We start from the raw sequence: 16,627 nt of genomic DNA, 5'->3' as shown, positions 1-16,627 counted from the left end.
GTTTATCTTATCTATTATGGACGAATAATTCGTGTACTGTGTTGTTTGATAAAATCGATAAAGCAGCGTAATCGCGGAGAGAGTGCCTGATTACGGTAATAAACAGCGTTGATAACTTGTTTATGATCATAAGTTGCTCTGGTCAGGATTTGTCTGAATTCACCACTTTCCCGCATCTCATAAGTCATAAAATCTGATATACAGGCAATACCAACACCTTGCCGCACCAGATTACACAAAATCTCACCACTACTGGCTGCTATTGTTGGCGTGATTTTTATTCCTTTTTTATCTCCCTGATACAGAGGCCATTCATTAAGAGATTCCGGAGAATCAAAACCGAGTAAACAGTGTTGCTGTAGTTCATCGACGGTTTTCGGCTCCCCGAAACGTTGCAAATAAATCGGGCTTGCCAGTATACGTAACTGACTATAACCCAGCAGAGTAGCATGTAAGGACGAATCTGCCAGTGGCCCGACCCGGAACGCAATATCTGTTTGCTTTTCCAGTAAGTCGGTCACACCTTCATAATTAGTCAGTTCCAGAGAAATCTGCGGATAAATTTCATGAAACTGCCCGATAAGCGGATTAATCACATGCAGAAGGAAAGGTGTTGAGGCGTCTACCCGTAATTTACCGGAAGGAATGGTCTGGCGGGTAAGCAGCAAATCTTCAGCTTCCTGAGTCAGTTTTATGATTTCCCGTGTCTTTTGCAAAAAAGCTGCACCTTCTTCGCTGAGCTTCATTCGACGGGTTGTGCGATAAAGCAGGGTGCTTACCATTTTCTCTTCCAGTCGTGAAAGCGCCCGGCTGGTTGCCGAAATGGTAAGATTGAGCTTCTCTGCGGCAGCCGTTATTGAACCACTATCAACAACCGCAATAAAAACCTGCATTTCTTCCAGTGTAATTTTCATTTTTGCATTTTAATCAAAAGTTTTTTGCAGATTACCGGCTGTTTCTGACAAGGTCAACATGACAAAATCCGTCTCATTCAACAAACAGATACGATTGTTAGAGAGACTGAGGATTTTTATGCGTTCAAATACCGTACTGTTTTCGTTGTCGGTCGGTGCCTTCGCTATCGGCGCAACGGAGTTTTCGCCAATGGGGATGTTACCAGATATTGCTTCCGGCCTGTCTGTTTCGATTCCTACCGCCGGTACACTGGTGATGACATATGCACTGGGTGTTATGTTGGGTGCACCGTTCATGACTTTATTATTGATTAAGCGATCACCCAAAACCGCATTGATTTTCCTGATGAGTCTTTTCACCGTGGGCAATATCCTTTCAGGATTGGCAACAGATTTTACTTTCTTAATGATTGCGCGCTTTATTACCAGTTTAAATCATGGTGCCTTTTTTGGGATTGGTGCACTGGTTGCCACACGAGTGGTAGGAAAAGGCAAAGAGGCGAGCGCGATTGCCAGCATGTTTATGGGGCTGACCATCGCCAATATTGGCGGTGTACCGTCAATTACCTGGCTATCACAAATGATAGGCTGGCGCGAAGCCTTTCTGTTGATCAGTACATTAGGCGTAATGACTATGATTGCATTATTGCTGACTCTTCCCCGGAATATGCAGGGGCAACCGTTGCATCTCAAAAAAGAGTTACAGGTATTGGGCAGACCCAAAGTATTGATTGCTTTGCTGAGTACTGTTCTGGGAGCCAGTGCGATGTTTACGCTTTATACCTATATTGCACCGCTGATGATGGCTATTGCACATATTCCATCGGCACAAATCAGCATTATGCTAGTATTAGTCGGACTCGGATTTACATTAGGTAATTATCTCGGTGGCATATGGGCTAATCGTTCTGTCTCTATGACACTTTTCGGTTTATTCACATTGTTGGTGGTCAGTATGGTGTTGCTTCCGTTTATTGGTACTAACAGTATCAGTGGCGGCATCATGCTAATGATATGGGGAATAGCCAGTTTCGGAGTAGTTCCTCCATTGCAGTTGAGAGTGATGCAGGTTGCTTCTGAAGCTCAGGCACTGGCTTCAGCGGTTAATGTCGGTGCGTTTAATCTGGGAAATGCTATTGGTGCAGGACTTGGTGCGAGCCTATTGTCACAGGGATTCAGCTATCCGGTGGTTAGTTATGCTGGTGGTATTGTCGCGTTATCCGGCTTGATATTATTGTTAATCACTGCCAAAAAACGTGTCTCAGTGAAGACAATTTGCCACGAAGAAGCCTGAGAAGCGAAACACATCGTCAGGTAAGACCAGCGGGAGTATTTGAACAGAAACTTACGGTTTCACCTTGTTAATGCCGTTTAAACCGTAAATTTCGCCGCGAAATCTATATATGCTCTGACGCAGGCAACCAACTGTGCACGCTAAGCGTGAATTGAGAGGCTACTGACCCTAGTCGAGCGAAGAACGGGATAGCCAATCAACATGATCTGTCTTGCCCCTCAAGAACTCTGATGGCGTCAATTATTGTTTCTGATACGCGAGATACTTCCTCATTGATTCGTGCTGTGAGTTCATCTGCTTTTGTGAAGTCCGGGGACTCGACAAGTATCGTCTCCAAAACACTGTACTTTGGCATTGTCAGGCGGTTTGCATTCCACTGACTGTTTCTAAGCAGGTTCCAGTAATCTTTCTGGATAGCGGCGTTTTGTCCCATTAACCACAATTCGAAGCGCAAGTCTTGATGATTTAATACAACGCCCAGGCGTAGTTTTCGGTCCCGCAAAAAAGTATTAAAGAATGGAAAATAGGTGAAATCCATGTATCCGGGCGAGACATTTCCAAAAGAGAACCTATATGACAGGTCGCTTGAGAGTTGAATCTTCAGATGCATGACGTACCGCAGCAAATAATAGTACGCTTTCTGGATATCACCTTGCTCAAGTTGGGTCTTGTACTCGACAATACAGCGTTCAACGTCTTTAATATCGCTGGACAGGTTACTCATCGCATTAACCTCCAAAATCTGCGGTTTGTTGTCATTAATCATGGTATATCCCATAGTCGTATCGTTCTTCGCACTTGGCATCCGCCGTATTATGGGCTGTTGCTTGAACGATTTCGGAGTTGTATCGGACTTTTATTATCGAAACTCATTGAAAGCATAGGTAATTGAGAATAGAGTTTCAAGAAATAGCTAAGCCCTGATGAGTCATGAGAAAGAGTACATATTCAATACTTCAGGAGGAGGTGACAAATGGCCGCAAACGAAAAGAGAGCTTTGGCAGTCCATCGATGAGAAAAAACTACTGGGTTCTGTAGTCATTTCTCATCCGTAAAAATTCAGAGCCCCCAAATGCAGTTCTAAAAAGAAAAACTCACTGTGAGTAATGGCCGACAGTGAGTTTTTTAAATCACCCCCGAAGAGATGATTATTTTAATAGTTCTTATTCAATATCCAGTACATTAATCGGGCCGGCATTTTGTGCCAGATCTGCGCCATATGCGCAAACACGCCATGGACCTTCAGATTTAGCCAGTGATATCGGTCTCCAGAGAGGGCTATAATCTGTTTTATCGTCGCAGTTTGTGGATGCTTTCGGGCCATATTTAACAGACAAGCTTGAAAGTTCATATGGAGCAGATTGAATAGTGACATACCATCTATCACTCCCGTGATCATCCTTGCTTAAAGTCGGTTTAATTGACGGAGGGGTATTGTCAATTTCCCGCAATATGACTGAAGCCTCTTTTGTATTTTGCCATTGTCCACCGTTATTCTGGTTAATAACGCAGAGTTTATAAATACCCTCATCCTCAGGAACAAGCAGATTTTCCAGTGGTTTCTGACTGGCAGAAACAGGAGCACCATATCCGGATTCCGTCGTACAATCTACGTCACTGATTAAGCCTGTTTTATATCGAATATTTTTGACGTTAGCATCTTCTTTGATAGCAACATTCCATTTTGCTTTCTCGCCGTTGCGTGGATCTATACTTTGAGAGACAAAAGGCGACCAAAATGGATTTTTTTCTAAAACGTTACCACTATTATTATCAAGTTTAGACAGATCGAGTTTGTTATCCGTTGTGATCGCATTGGCAATATTATCTACAGGAATGAAGTAACTGGCTCCTTCTTTCGGAACACCTTTATTGTCCTCAATGATACAAGGTCTGTTACCACCACAACCAGTCATTCCAGGTGTTGTAGTTGTATTGAGCACGCCAATTACGTCATTTTTGCCTTCTTCGAAAACAGGAGAGCCGGACGATCCACCAACTACACCAGCACAGTTAACTGAGAAAACCGGTGACCAAATCCACGGAGAACCACCTTCATACAATACAGGCGATTTTCCGGTAATATTACACTCAGACTTTCTGAAATATGGGTTTTCAGAGCTAACAGCGTCCATAATTGGAATATGTGTCAACACAATAGATTGATGCTTCACCTGAAGGTTTTTCTTCAATTTCAGAGGATGATAACCTTTTTTAGCGAGATCACCGTATGTCGCATCCAATTGTAAGACCGCAACATCTTCGTATTTCATTGTTGAATACAGGATATGCTTAACTTTTATTGGTGAAAAACTGTCTTTTTTATCAACAAAATAATCCGGAGTATATTGCCAAAACCCAGGGGCGGGTTGATCAACAATCACATCATTTGTACCTACATTGCTATTCACACAATGACCTGCGGTAAGTATCAGTGCTGGTGTATCTGTTCCCGGGGTATTCTCACCTGAAATCAAAGTAGCAGTACAATGTGACTCTCCGTTGAATTTACCAACTGTTCTGTACTTTTCAGCATCAGGATCGGTTGATTTCATCAATGGCGCACCATTATCATTTGTGTTTGCTGTTACGGCAGATAAAGCGCTTGCACCTGCTGAAGCAGATAATAAACCGATTAATAAAATTTTATGATAAGTCATGATTTTCCTCCTTTGGATGTTTTAATGACTTAAATCCATTATCTTATTTCATCATTAATCGGTGCTACCGAAGTGACTTGTATTAAATTTGATACAAATTGCCTAAAAAGAGCATCAAAAAGAAAACTCACTGTCAGCTATTGCCAGCAGTGAGTTTTGTTATCAGAACCAGATGAAAATTTTATTGATTAGAACTTCAGATTGGCATTCAGTAACACGCCGTTATCTTTATGGCTGCTTGACAATACACCGTTATATCCCAGTGACAGTTTAGTTTTGTCGTTAATCTCTAATTCTGTACCTACTTTAATTACAGCGGCGTCGCGGGATGCTGAAATACTATTGACAGTAAACGTTGCATCGCTATTGTTGAAACGCAATTTGGTGCTGCGATCTACCTTGCCAAACTGATGCTGCCAACCTAATTCACCGTACAAGCCGACGGTAATTTCTTTCTCGGTCTGCCATTTTTGATCGACACGCAGACCGACTGTAGAGAAGGTTGCATTTTTCGATTGTTTACTACCGTTCAATGCAGCAGCTCCACCATGTTCACTAATACCATCATTGCGGAAGTTAACATAAGACACGTTGGCGAACGGTTCTAAATTCAGCCAAGAAGTATTTATGCCATAAGCTGCTTCAGTAAATAATTGACCGGTTTGTGCCCCATATTTAGCTTTCAGGTTGTCGGATTGACGACCAAAGGCAACCGAACGTTCTGTGTCAAAACGATGCCAGCTATAGCCAGCTCCGGCACGTAACGCTAAATCATCAATTTGCTTACTACCATACAGAGCCAGATGGAAATTATTGCTGCGTGCTGAAGTGCTATCACCGCCATTCAGAGAAGAACGGGTATAGCCGGTAGCCAGACCGAGACGCCAATCATTACCCAGTTCTCTATCTGCACCCAGTAACACACCATAGTTGGAAACACGATAACCATTGGCATCACTGTTACCATCCGCACGTTGCCAGTTGCCGACCATCTGCACCCAAGTTCCGTTTTGGTCCGCTTTGATGTCTTTTCCGGTAATTCCACCATTGGCCTGACGTAAACGGGTATTCAACGTATCACGCAGATAACGGCTGCTATTGATTTGTGCCGCAGCGATATCAGCATGGATCTGGGCGGAAGAAAATTGCTGGAATGCTTTATGTGCCTGTACAGCCGTATCAGACATCAAGATACTTTCATAAACCGGATGGCCCAGATTCAGTTTATCCGCAGCATTAGCCACAGCGCGTTCATTAGGGGTCTTACCCAGACTGGCAAATGAAGTTGAATTACGTTTTATGTCCAACATCACTCGTTTTGGCTGGTAACTAAGCTCAGTACCCACGAATAAATAGTTTGGCACTACAGCCGCAAATTGCCCGTTGATATCTTCGTTGGCCTGTAAGATATTGTATTGCTGACCCAATAAACTACGAACCTCTTGTTTAGATAGTAGGTTCTTGTTGTTTTCCAAACTGACCTGAACTTCACCGCCTTTCAGCGTTACTAAGCCATTACTGCGAATACTATCGCCATAGCCTTGGCTATTTGGTGCAACTTCAACCAGATAACGTGAGCCGGCTTGGAAAGTAACATTGCGATCAACATTCAGCGTACCACTTGAATTCAAGCTGCCCGGTGCAATAACCGCTCCAGCGTTAGCCATGATAGAACCGACAGTACCCGTTCCTCCGAGCACTGCGTCTTTCTGCACAGTAACATCAGAGGTTATACCGCCACTGACTAGCAACTGACCTCCTTCTATCAACGTTGGACCTTTATAGGTGTTATTTTTACCAGCAAGTTCGAGCATACCGACACCGGTTTTCGTCAACCCACCATGACCGGAGATATCATTGTTCCAGCGGTCATAAACACACTCAATAGTGTCACATACTCGTTCTACAGTAGTTCCTTTTTCAATCACGCCACCGAGCCCAGGAATATTGGCGATAAACTGGGTTTCAATATAGGAACCGGGAATATAGTATGTCTTGGGAATATCCTGCTCAGTGATGAACATTTTGGGACCATCAATGGCATCTTTCAGGTTCAGCATTCCCCAACCATACAGATCATCCAAACCAGTATCACCTAAATCGGTTGCCGTGGTTTTAAGAACATCAGAAATTTGTCCAGCAGTCATATACGGGAAGCGCTGCATCAGTACGGCGGCGGCGCCAACTACATGAGGAGACGCCATTGATGTCCCCGTATAGGCGTCGTAAGTAGGATCAATCGTCAGTTCCCCATTATTGAAAGCATCTTCGTTGATATTTCCGTTAACTTTAGAAACAAAATCACCCGTGCTACTGTAAATTTTGGTGCCTGGTGCAGATAAACAGAAACTTGCTGTATAACCGCAGCTGGTTGATGAGAGATTAACCGTACCCTCTCTGGTCAGGTTGGCAACGCTGAGATAGTTTGGCAATACATCGGGGAAGAAATAGGGCATACCCGCATGTAACCAAGTGACGTTATAGTTATTTGCATTACCCGCAGCAAAAACAACTAATTTACCCTGACGTGCCGCACGCAACAAGCCAGCAGTTCTGGTAGTGTAGTCATCAAGCTCAGGGATTGGAGAACGGCTTAACCGATCCAAATCATCTTTAATCGGTGTGACATAATCAATGACATTTTGCAGTGTCACTTTTTCGTAATCAACTGTTCCGTCCGGCCGTCTGATAGGTCTGCCGAATTGATCTGTCTTAAATCTAGGGCGAACTCCCCAGCTGTTGTTGATAACACGGACATTACTTTGGATCATGGCTTCTGTACGGTTATATTCGTTTTGCAAATACTTTCCAGTAATTAAACCCGCATCAAATGCCACACCATGCATTTCTTTGCCATCTCTGTTTGCTGCAATAATTCCTGAAACATGGTTACCATGGGCACCGAAACTGAGAAAACCAAAATCTTCATCATAGTTCACGGGATCATCCGGACTCAGAATTTTCAGTTTACCTGCAAATTCTGGGTGATTGGTCACAGCTTCGTCCAATACACCAACATTAATGCCTTTCCCTGTGTAACCACGGGCATAAGCATAATGAGCACCAATAGCAGCTAACCCCCACTGATGATTAAATTCCTCTGACAGCCAACTGCCAGGTGAGTTTTTTTTACCCTGTTCCTGATATTCAGTGGCAGCCATTGATGCATTTACAGGTAATAGTCCAAAAAATAATGACATCCACAAAAAGATCGGTCGTGCCGAATTGTTTTTTTTCATAAGAGATAATCCATTTTTTAAAAAAAGTGGCGACTTTCAATTCGCTTTCTGGCACATCGCTCCTTGAAAAGTCCTTATTAATAAAACCGACTATTAGATTTAAAAAAGAATGATGCAGCGTTCCATATCTATATTTACAACCGCGCACAAAACAATGCTGACAATAATATCCCTGTCATCGAGCAGTTATAGCATATTAAATTAATTCAAAATGCAAGAAAAATATTTAACGTAAACTTAACTTTTTTACAACAAAAAGAAAAATCATATAGATAGATGTATTTTATAAAAATCCTTGTATATCAATGAAATTTTATTGTATCAATATGTATTAGGGGTCTATTTGTTAATGAAATGTAAAATATTTACATTATTGTCTACAGTTAATTCTTTGAGTTGTGATGGATTATTACACTAATATTTATATTTTTAATAATGTAGGTGTCATAAATTAATGAAAGATGTTTTATCATATATAAAACTTCATCCATAAATTAGATATTTTTTATTTAAAGTGGTTTCTGTTTATAAAATTAGTATTTTCTTACTTGTTCAATATACTAACTGAATATTTATTTTTGTTTTAACTTTTCGCATAAACCACCAATCGTAAATGTCTTTCTACATCCGTAACCATTGACGTGTAATCGAAAGCAGTTAACTGCCCATTTACATTCAATTCCCGTACACCATTACAGGGTTCATAGATTTCATGCCTATGCCACATAGCATAAAAATCAGGTGAGATTTTCAGCAGATTATTGACGAGTTCTTGAATATAAATATCTTTAGCAGCAAGGGCATAGTCACGCCTGAAGCTGGCCAGTAACCGATAAGCATCTCGTTCCCAGTGGCACAATAGTTCGTTAAAGGCAAGAACATCCCAATGTAAATTCAGTACATAAGTCAGATGAGGGGATAAGTCATGTTATCGGCAGCACTATTATTCCCATAGGTTTATGCCAGTATTCGTGCCAGTTTCAACGAAGATAATAGTCGCCGGGCATTCGGCTTACTGGGAATGACATTAGGTCTCGCAGCCATAGCAGGCCAAACTTTGGGAGGTTGGATTTTGGTGTTGTGGTGGTGAGTATGCTAGTTCAGTGGCATTTTAATGGGATAGAAATATGGTCTTTTGTCACATACCAAAATGCTTTTGTTCACAGCATGCTTTACAATGCCACAGCCGCTTTTATTGTATTTTACTTATTAAAGAAATTGCATAAGAAATAGGAAAACTAAACTTACATTATCGATTTGAACTTACTGAACCTAAAGGGGATAGCAATGACAAAAAAACATTGTTACATCGTAGATTCGGTATTTTTTCAGTGTCCTCGTGCTACTCTTATTGCGCTTGTTTTTTGATTATATTGTTTATAATGCGCTCTGCTTGAGTTTCTTTTTTAAGCGAAAGTGCCAAAAAATCGGTATACTGTGTTTTTATACAGATATGCCGATGCTTGACACTTTATTCTGTAAAAATAGTAAGGATATATTGTGTCATGGCGTATTGATGAACTTTTACTACTCGCAACACCAAAAGCGTTAAAACGAATCAAATCGGATATTCAACTACAAAAGTTTGCTTATTTTATACCTCATATTGATGATTATGACTGGTGTCATCCAGAGCATCGTCACAATTTACCGCCCGAAGGTTTAATCATTATTCGTCCTGTGTGTAGCGGAGAGAGTGCTGACAAATATCACCATACATTTTTAAATTCTGATGGCATGAACACAATTGAATTAAATACTTCTTTTTTAGCTGAAACAAAAGGTAAAATTGTTCCTGAAGCCCCCAAAATCAAACAGTCATTTCGAGAATTCTTGGTTCATTTCTCCCGAAGAATAGAAACTCCTGTTCTTTATTATAGTATGTCTACTTGGGGAGGAACCTTTGATTATGAATTGAGCTTTCTATATCAACCAGAAGAAACCTTTTATTCTTCACCGACACATTTCGAACCAGTTGTTTCAGATAAACAAGAGAATGCATTAATTGAAGGGTTAGCAGGAATTGGAATTACTACATTCGGTTATTTTGCGCCACATTCCAGTGAGTTTGAGTGGAACCGATATAAGCTGGTGAATTGAAAAAAGCTTCTTCAATATGGCCTCAGCTTAAATTTTTTAGCCGAGGCTTGGTCATCAGTATTTACATACCATACTGATAATTTTTACTTTCTTCGCTTACATCATCCCGAACTAACTTCAAGGCAGTAGCATAAGATTTAAGTAATTTCAGAGTATAGTTAGCCCGTCCTTCAAACGCTTCTTCATTACAAACCAGATCACTCGAAATTAAGTTTCCACCCTGACGGAAAATCAAATGATCAGGCAAGAAACAAACATGGTTATTTTTGAATCCTGTCATACGTAATTCACAGAGAGGATAAACGCCATTGATTCCACTCGATACGCTTGATAATAATGCGGGTTTATGGCCCAGTTCTGCCAAAGAACAATGTAATAAGAAGTTCTTTAAGGCTGGAGTTGCCATTCCATGCCACTCTGGGGTAACAAAAATAAATGCTTCACTTTCTTTTAAATCCCGCGCAATTGCCTGCCAAGGATGAGATTCTGCTGATATATCTGTTGTGTATCCATCGTGTAATGGCAATTCTACATTAGAGAGGTCAAGGATCTGTATATCAGTAAAGCCATGTTCGTTGCTTAATTTTTTCAAATAACACGCAACACGCTGGCTGTTGGAGTCTGGACGTTGGCTGCCGGAGATTATAGTAAGCTTCATAGATTTTCCTGTTATTTTTTACTTATTAATTAAGAGACTATCCTATTAGTCTCTAATTTGTAGGAGTACCGGATTTTCCTGCCTGATTCCGAGGAATAGAAAGCCAGACAGAAAGAATGATGGTGCATGCTCCGAGCATTTGTGGCAAGGAAAATGTTTGTTTTAGAAAAAAACACCCTAAAATACAAGCAGATAGTGAGATGAGAAATCCTAAAAAAGAGATGGTTACAACGGGTAATTTCTCAATTCCCCGAAATCAGATGATATAAGAGAAAACAGCGCCGATATTAAGTAATCCCAACACCATGATGCGAAACAACCAGATCCCCTTGGGGCTGGTACGGCAGATCAGCAGCAGTAATATGCCCGCAGGTAACGCCCTGATAGTAGAAGCAAGCAAAGGCATATCAGGAGGTAATACTTCCGTTGTGATGATATAGGTACTCCCCCAAACAATCGGAGCTAGCGCAGTCAGCAAGATATTAGGGATGATTCTAGTTTCTGACATCGTGATTCCTTCAAAGGTATTCCATTGGGTTTCTATCTCTGGAAACTTACTCAAAAGATATATCATCATAAAAAGTATCTTTACGTAAAGATAAATTAAAATAATAGCCTAAAAGATTTTTATCAAGTATCTTTTTGGCGTAATAAAATAAATAGGACAAAAAAGCATGAAGCATGATCACGTTGACCGATTACTGATACAGTGGGAACAACAGCGTCCAGACCTTGATCCGTCATCAATGGGTGTCATTGGACGGCTATGTCGCGTAAGCAAAATTATTGAACAACGTCTGCAACATGCTTTCAGAGAACACGGCCTGAGTACTATTGAATTTGATATCCTTGCTACATTACGTCGCAATAATACGCCAATTACGCCTACCGAAATGTATCAATCCGTTATGCTGACTTCAGGTGCAATGAGTACTCGGATTGAGCATATGGTACAAAGGGGATTGATTGAACGTATTGCCAATGAAGAAGATAGACGTAGCTGTAAAGTTTTCCTGACTTCAGAAGGAAAAGCCTTGATAGACAAAGCAGTAGAAAGCCATTTAGAAAATCAAAAAAACATTCTTGAATCGTTGACAGAAACCCAGCAGGAGCAACTTGCAACTCTGTTACGTCATTGGTTACTGGCCAATGAATCCACGCCTTAATATTTTTCCTGCTGCATTGTGAATTAAAAGGTATGAATAAAAGTATCTTGATTAAAAGATAACGTTAAATTATCAATAAGATATATCTTTTTTTGAAGTTATTTTTTATGGTAATTCGCCCTGACATCAGTCAGGGCGAGATAGGTTCAGGTGAGGGATATATTAGAATTTAACGTTAACTCTGGCCCAATAAGTACGACCAGGTTCGTTGACTTGCGTATTGGCCGAATAACCAAAACCTGCATTTCCCGCCAAGTTAAGATGTTCGCTGTAGGCTTTATCAAAAATATTGTCAATACCCGCGCTGACTTTAATATTTTTAGTTACGTTATAGGCCGCATTTGCAGACAGAATGGCAAAGCCTTTGCTGCTGTCAAAATCCTTACCTACCACGTTACCTTCATTGATTGCCACCCGGTGCTGGCTGTTAACCAGACGCAGCAAACCGCTGCTCGTCCAATCCCCATATTCCCAAGTCAAGCCAAAGCGGGCTTCCACAGGAGGAGTTTGCGGCAATGGGCGATGATTTGAGGTATTTTGTGCCCAGGAATACGCTAAACTTGTATCGGTTTTCCAGTTATCGTTCCACTGATAAGCGACTCCCATTTCTCCGCCCATAATGGTTGCATCGATGTTATGAGCCGGAATGATCTGTTTTGGGTTATTACCATAGCGGAATAGAATAAAGTCATTGACCTTGCCCACATAAGCCGATACCCAACCTTTCAGATTCTGGTCATTATATTGCGCACCGATATCTAACTGAGTGGTCTTCTCAGATTTTATGTCAGTGAAAGCATTTTCACCGGCTTTACCTGAAAACAATTCCCAATAATCAGGGAAACGTTCGGTATAACCAACACCGGCATAAAACATAACAGGCACATCATTCAGGTTATGTTCAAACCGGATAAAGCCTGAGGGAAGGGTATCTTTACGTCCTTGTTGGATTTTATAGTTATAAACGGTTGCACGATCCAAACGCGCACCGCCGATAATTTTACTCTGTTCTGTCGCATCCCACGTTAACTCACTGAAAATACCATAGTCACGGAAACGGGCATTCTTACTCCAGCCCTTTCTTTTGGTTTTATCCATATTGCGATCAGTATTAGACCTATGGATGTTGGTTTGCACATCAATGCCACTCTGCAACTTGAAATCTTCCCAGATCCAGGTGCCCATCATGCGTCCGCCCATAGTCAGACGATCTGGCTCTGAAACCATTTTCATTTTCGTGTTGCGCATGGAGTAGTTATCCATTACATGGTCGGTGTAGTTGTAATAGAAATTGGTTTCGAATTTGTCAAATACTTCACTGATATTGGATTTTTCGAAACGCACACCCAAACTTTCGCGCTTGAATTGGGAACCATCCATACCTCGGGTAGCGTAACGTGCTTCACCGTCACCTTGTCCCGCGTTTAACTCCAGCAGCGTATCCTCATCAGGTGTCCAACCCAATGCGATATCGGTATTCCATTTATCCCAACGGGAAGGAACGCGATTGCCACCTCCATCTTTATAATCATTGGCGCGGGATTTATTGCCGATCAGGCGGATATAACCCAATTCATTACCAACTGTGAGATCAGCATTACCATCCCAGCGACCATTAGAGCCAATCACTGAACTGATATTGCCTTTAGCACCTAATTGATCAAATTGAGGGCGGGTACGTTCAAAACGGATAGTACCCGCTGAGTTTCCCGCTCCCCAAAGTACAGTTTGTGGGCCTTTAACCAAGCTCAGAACATCGTAATTTTCAGGAGAAATATACGAACTTGGTGCGTCCATCCGTCCGCCACAAGATCCCAGAATTTCACCGTCATCGATCAGCATTCTCAGGCGAGAGCCAAACATGCCACGGAATACAGGATCGCCATTAGTACCACCGTTACGAATTTGAGAAAAACCGGGGATGGTTTTCAGGTAGTCAGAACCATCGCTGGCAGGTACTGGCTGACGCGGGGTTTTTAGTGAAGCCGCTATTTCGAGAGGTGAAATTGCGGGAGCCGTTACAGTAATCACAGATTCTTTATCATTAGCAGCGTGTGCTTCTTTTGTCTCTTTATTTGTATCAACGTTAACAGCCCAGCTACTGGTTGGTATAGCCAACGCTATTGCCAAAGCTGCTGTCAGTGGTGATACGCGGAAGAATTGTGTAGTAGACATAAAAGAATATTCCTTAATTAACAACAAATCCTGTTTTTGGAATTTGTTTGCAGCAATACTGCCTTGACTTACAAATATCGTAAGGCAAGGAAAATAAAATAATTTATTCCAGATAAGCTGATTAATTAAGGGGTGGGGCGCGCGGTTGCGATTCGCCGTAGAACAGCCGAACTGTTGGCCCTAAGAAACGCGGTGCGGGTGGAGCACGGGAAATGGTCAGTGTCAGCAAGATAAAAAGAACAAAACTTCCTGCCAATAATGGCAGATTGATCAAAAGCTGACAGTAACCACAGGCGATATCATCCATCAATCCCATATGAACATGATCAATACCATGATGGTTCATAGAATGTGATGATGATGTTTGATGGTGGTTATTATTATCGTTATGCTGCATGTCAGGCATCGACATGCAGTGATTCATTGCACTTGTTGTGCTATCACGATGATGTTCCAGTGCTTTCGATACCACTGGCGCAATGAACAACATCAAAATCGTTAGTAAAGCGATAATGGCAGGTGTTCGACATTGTGATAGACGAAAAAGTGATAACAAACTAATAACCCAGATCAATTTCCACGATTGGGCGCTGATATTACTGCATTTTTGATACTGAGTGTTAAAACATTTTTGGCCTTTAATCCAAATGTAATCCGTGCATATCCTTCCCTATTCCTTCTCCAATCCATATTGCCGAAATATACCCATACATATTGCAGTAGATTTCTACTTTTTGGCCAGTAAGCATTGCGTTTTGTAACATAGGAAGAGCCCGAAGATATGCACTGTCATTTCCATTAGCAGTATACATAACAATAGCAGCACCCGGTGTATCCATACTATCTTTTCTGAATACAAGTGATAAGTTACTTTCGTGACCAAAGTGACCTATAGCAACTCCTGTGATATAACCTTCATAAGCACTAGAAACCGGAGAACATTTACCATCCCCTTTATTAGTGTAGGATGCCTTAGAGATTGGAACAATAAAAAAGAACAAAGATACTATTATGAACATAAATTTTGATAGTCTCATTTATATATCTCCATCAAGATATTCAATTAATAATTACCATTATTCGTGCTATTAATGGATAAGTTATTATCTTAGAACCGCATTTTTGATTAAATTTTTCATATGAATTGAGTTTTAATAAATTAACGCCATGTCCTAGACACATTCTGGCAACCATCTCTTCTTGTGGTGAAAGAACAATATTTCTTATAGTAAATGCATCCTCATTATCATCTATCTGTCTCAGATTTTGAATATAATTCAATGTACTATATCTATACATCAGACTGGGTGTCAGGCTATCATTTGTTGATGTATATGTTATTATTGGGGAATACCAAGGGATAGCATTTTGATTTAAATAAATATTAGTCATTTCCGGGGCAAAGCCCAAGGAATAACCTAAATGGCGAACAAGAAGAATATACATGTATCTTTTAATTGCATCCGAGGAATTTGGTGCATCACTGAATGCAGCCATGATCATTTCGACATTTTCATTATTTAATATCTCCGTCATAGATTGGTCGATATATATACCATGAGAGATATTCCCCATAGCTATATTATTTACATTATCAGTATTTGGGATATATGATATAGCAGGCTCAAGGTCTTCATCACCACCAATAATCCCTATATTGGGATCATAACCAATTACAAAGTTTGCTTCTCCTTGATTTGCATGATTAATGGTCAATCCTGGATAGATATTAGGAAGAATACTCCGCCAGTAGTTTACTGCTGCTTCAATTTCACTAGAATAATCAACCAAATAACTTTCATCATCATACTCAGCTTGAACAGTTGCTCCTCCTGATGCTATTGAGTAACGGATCTCTCCATTATAAGCCTCCACGGGATTATATATAGAGGGTTCCAGTAATGACGAAACTCTTGATTCAGCTCTGAAATTTATTATTTCTATCGCATGAGCTGCCTGAATAAAAAAAGATGCAACCAGTAATTTAATTAGCGTTAAAAATAAATATCGAGTGTGATATTTTCTATTCATAACACCTCCAAAATTATATTTTGAAATTATTATTCACTTCATCACGAACCTTGCTTTGACTTATAAAAACCTGACCTACTGGTGGCAATAAACCACCAGCAAATGAAACCAATTAATTACATAGGCTGAAAGCATACATTTTTACTTTTATGTATACATAACACATGTTCTTCTTCTTGGGCATAAGATAATTGAACGCTACCCATTAAAATAAACGCAGCACAGATTTTGAACAGTGAATTTTTAAGATAAGTCATTCATTTACTCCATTAAGTTATTTATAATTTAATTCCGATTTAATATTTTCATCAGCTTATACGTCAGGAAATAATCAATTCGACCTTTTACATATTAAATAATAACCAGAAGGTATTTGTATAATGAAAAACA

At 40.6% G+C, this 16,627-nt stretch carries 15 protein-coding genes and 1 pseudogene; 4 read left to right on the top strand and 12 right to left on the bottom strand.

Annotated features, from left to right (window positions below):
- Positions 1-14: 14 nt before the first annotated feature.
- Positions 15-914, bottom strand: a complete 900-nt coding sequence (locus FE394_RS04660) for a LysR family transcriptional regulator (protein WP_319925238.1) — start codon at positions 912-914, stop codon at positions 15-17.
- A gap of 118 nt (positions 915-1,032) precedes the next feature.
- Between FE394_RS04660 and FE394_RS04655 the strand changes: the two genes are divergently transcribed.
- Positions 1,033-2,208 carry an MFS transporter gene (locus FE394_RS04655; RefSeq protein WP_319925237.1) on the top strand — a complete coding sequence of 392 codons (1,176 nt, stop codon included), beginning with the start codon at positions 1,033-1,035 and terminating at the stop codon, positions 2,206-2,208.
- A 196-nt stretch (positions 2,209-2,404) separates the two neighbouring features.
- Here the strand turns inward: FE394_RS04655 and FE394_RS04650 are convergent, their stop codons facing one another.
- From FE394_RS04650 to FE394_RS19870, 4 genes are all read right to left on the bottom strand, one after another.
- Positions 2,405-2,974, bottom strand: a complete 570-nt coding sequence (locus tag FE394_RS04650; RefSeq protein ID WP_319925236.1) for a DUF7000 family protein — start codon at positions 2,972-2,974, stop codon at positions 2,405-2,407.
- Positions 2,975-3,371: 397 nt separating this feature from the next.
- Entirely contained in the window at positions 3,372-4,868 is a 1,497-nt protein-coding gene (locus tag FE394_RS04645; RefSeq protein WP_319925235.1) for a trypsin-like serine peptidase, read from the bottom strand.
- A 188-nt stretch (positions 4,869-5,056) separates the two neighbouring features.
- Positions 5,057-8,107, bottom strand: coding sequence for an autotransporter domain-containing protein (locus tag FE394_RS04640; protein ID WP_319925234.1), 3,051 nt, complete (start codon positions 8,105-8,107; stop codon positions 5,057-5,059).
- 583 nt (positions 8,108-8,690) lie between these two features.
- The gene (locus FE394_RS19870; RefSeq protein WP_419836305.1) at positions 8,691-8,966 is read right to left on the bottom strand and encodes an MmyB family transcriptional regulator; all 276 of its coding nucleotides are present in this window, start codon (positions 8,964-8,966) and stop codon (positions 8,691-8,693) included.
- A 69-nt stretch (positions 8,967-9,035) separates the two neighbouring features.
- Here FE394_RS19870 and FE394_RS04635 point away from each other — a divergent pair.
- Together FE394_RS04635 and FE394_RS04630 are read left to right on the top strand one after the other, a co-directional pair.
- A pseudogene (locus tag FE394_RS04635) lies at positions 9,036-9,182 on the top strand (MFS transporter); the annotation flags it as partial.
- Between the two features lie 425 nt (positions 9,183-9,607).
- A complete protein-coding gene (locus tag FE394_RS04630) occupies positions 9,608-10,207 on the top strand; it encodes a hypothetical protein (RefSeq protein ID WP_319925233.1) in 600 nt (199 codons plus the stop codon).
- Positions 10,208-10,268: 61 nt separating this feature from the next.
- Here the strand turns inward: FE394_RS04630 and FE394_RS04625 are convergent, their stop codons facing one another.
- The 3 genes from FE394_RS04625 to FE394_RS04615 are packed head-to-tail and all read right to left on the bottom strand — an operon-like array spanning position 10,269 to position 11,373.
- Positions 10,269-10,865, bottom strand: a complete 597-nt coding sequence (locus FE394_RS04625) for an NADPH-dependent FMN reductase (protein WP_319925232.1) — start codon at positions 10,863-10,865, stop codon at positions 10,269-10,271.
- A gap of 52 nt (positions 10,866-10,917) precedes the next feature.
- Complete coding sequence (locus FE394_RS04620) at positions 10,918-11,112, bottom strand: hypothetical protein (protein WP_319925272.1); 195 nt, start codon at positions 11,110-11,112, stop codon at positions 10,918-10,920.
- 9 nt (positions 11,113-11,121) lie between these two features.
- On the bottom strand, positions 11,122-11,373 hold the full coding sequence (locus FE394_RS04615) for a hypothetical protein (protein ID WP_319925231.1): 252 nt from the start codon (positions 11,371-11,373) through the stop codon (positions 11,122-11,124).
- Positions 11,374-11,539: 166 nt separating this feature from the next.
- On the opposite strand from FE394_RS04615, the gene FE394_RS04610 reads away from it, so the two are divergent.
- Positions 11,540-12,031 carry a MarR family winged helix-turn-helix transcriptional regulator gene (locus tag FE394_RS04610; protein WP_319925230.1) on the top strand — a complete coding sequence of 164 codons (492 nt, stop codon included), beginning with the start codon at positions 11,540-11,542 and terminating at the stop codon, positions 12,029-12,031.
- Between the two features lie 162 nt (positions 12,032-12,193).
- On the opposite strand, the gene FE394_RS04605 is transcribed toward FE394_RS04610, so the two are convergent.
- From FE394_RS04605 to FE394_RS04590, 4 genes are all read right to left on the bottom strand, one after another.
- Positions 12,194-14,206 (bottom strand): TonB-dependent copper receptor, encoded by a 2,013-nt coding sequence (locus tag FE394_RS04605; RefSeq protein ID WP_319925229.1) that lies wholly within the window; start codon positions 14,204-14,206, stop codon positions 12,194-12,196.
- 121 nt (positions 14,207-14,327) lie between these two features.
- The gene (locus tag FE394_RS04600; protein WP_319925228.1) at positions 14,328-14,762 is read right to left on the bottom strand and encodes a DUF2946 domain-containing protein; all 435 of its coding nucleotides are present in this window, start codon (positions 14,760-14,762) and stop codon (positions 14,328-14,330) included.
- Positions 14,763-14,844: 82 nt separating this feature from the next.
- Entirely contained in the window at positions 14,845-15,243 is a 399-nt protein-coding gene (locus FE394_RS04595; protein WP_319925227.1) for a hypothetical protein, read from the bottom strand.
- Between the two features lie 22 nt (positions 15,244-15,265).
- On the bottom strand, positions 15,266-16,237 hold the full coding sequence (locus FE394_RS04590; protein WP_319925226.1) for a hypothetical protein: 972 nt from the start codon (positions 16,235-16,237) through the stop codon (positions 15,266-15,268).
- Positions 16,238-16,627: the final 390 nt, after the last annotated feature.

The sequence above is a fragment of the Xenorhabdus littoralis genome (assembly GCF_033949345.1).
Taxonomy (GTDB): Bacteria; Pseudomonadota; Gammaproteobacteria; order Enterobacterales; family Enterobacteriaceae; genus Xenorhabdus; species Xenorhabdus littoralis.
This window is presented reverse-complemented; position numbering and strand designations above follow the sequence as displayed.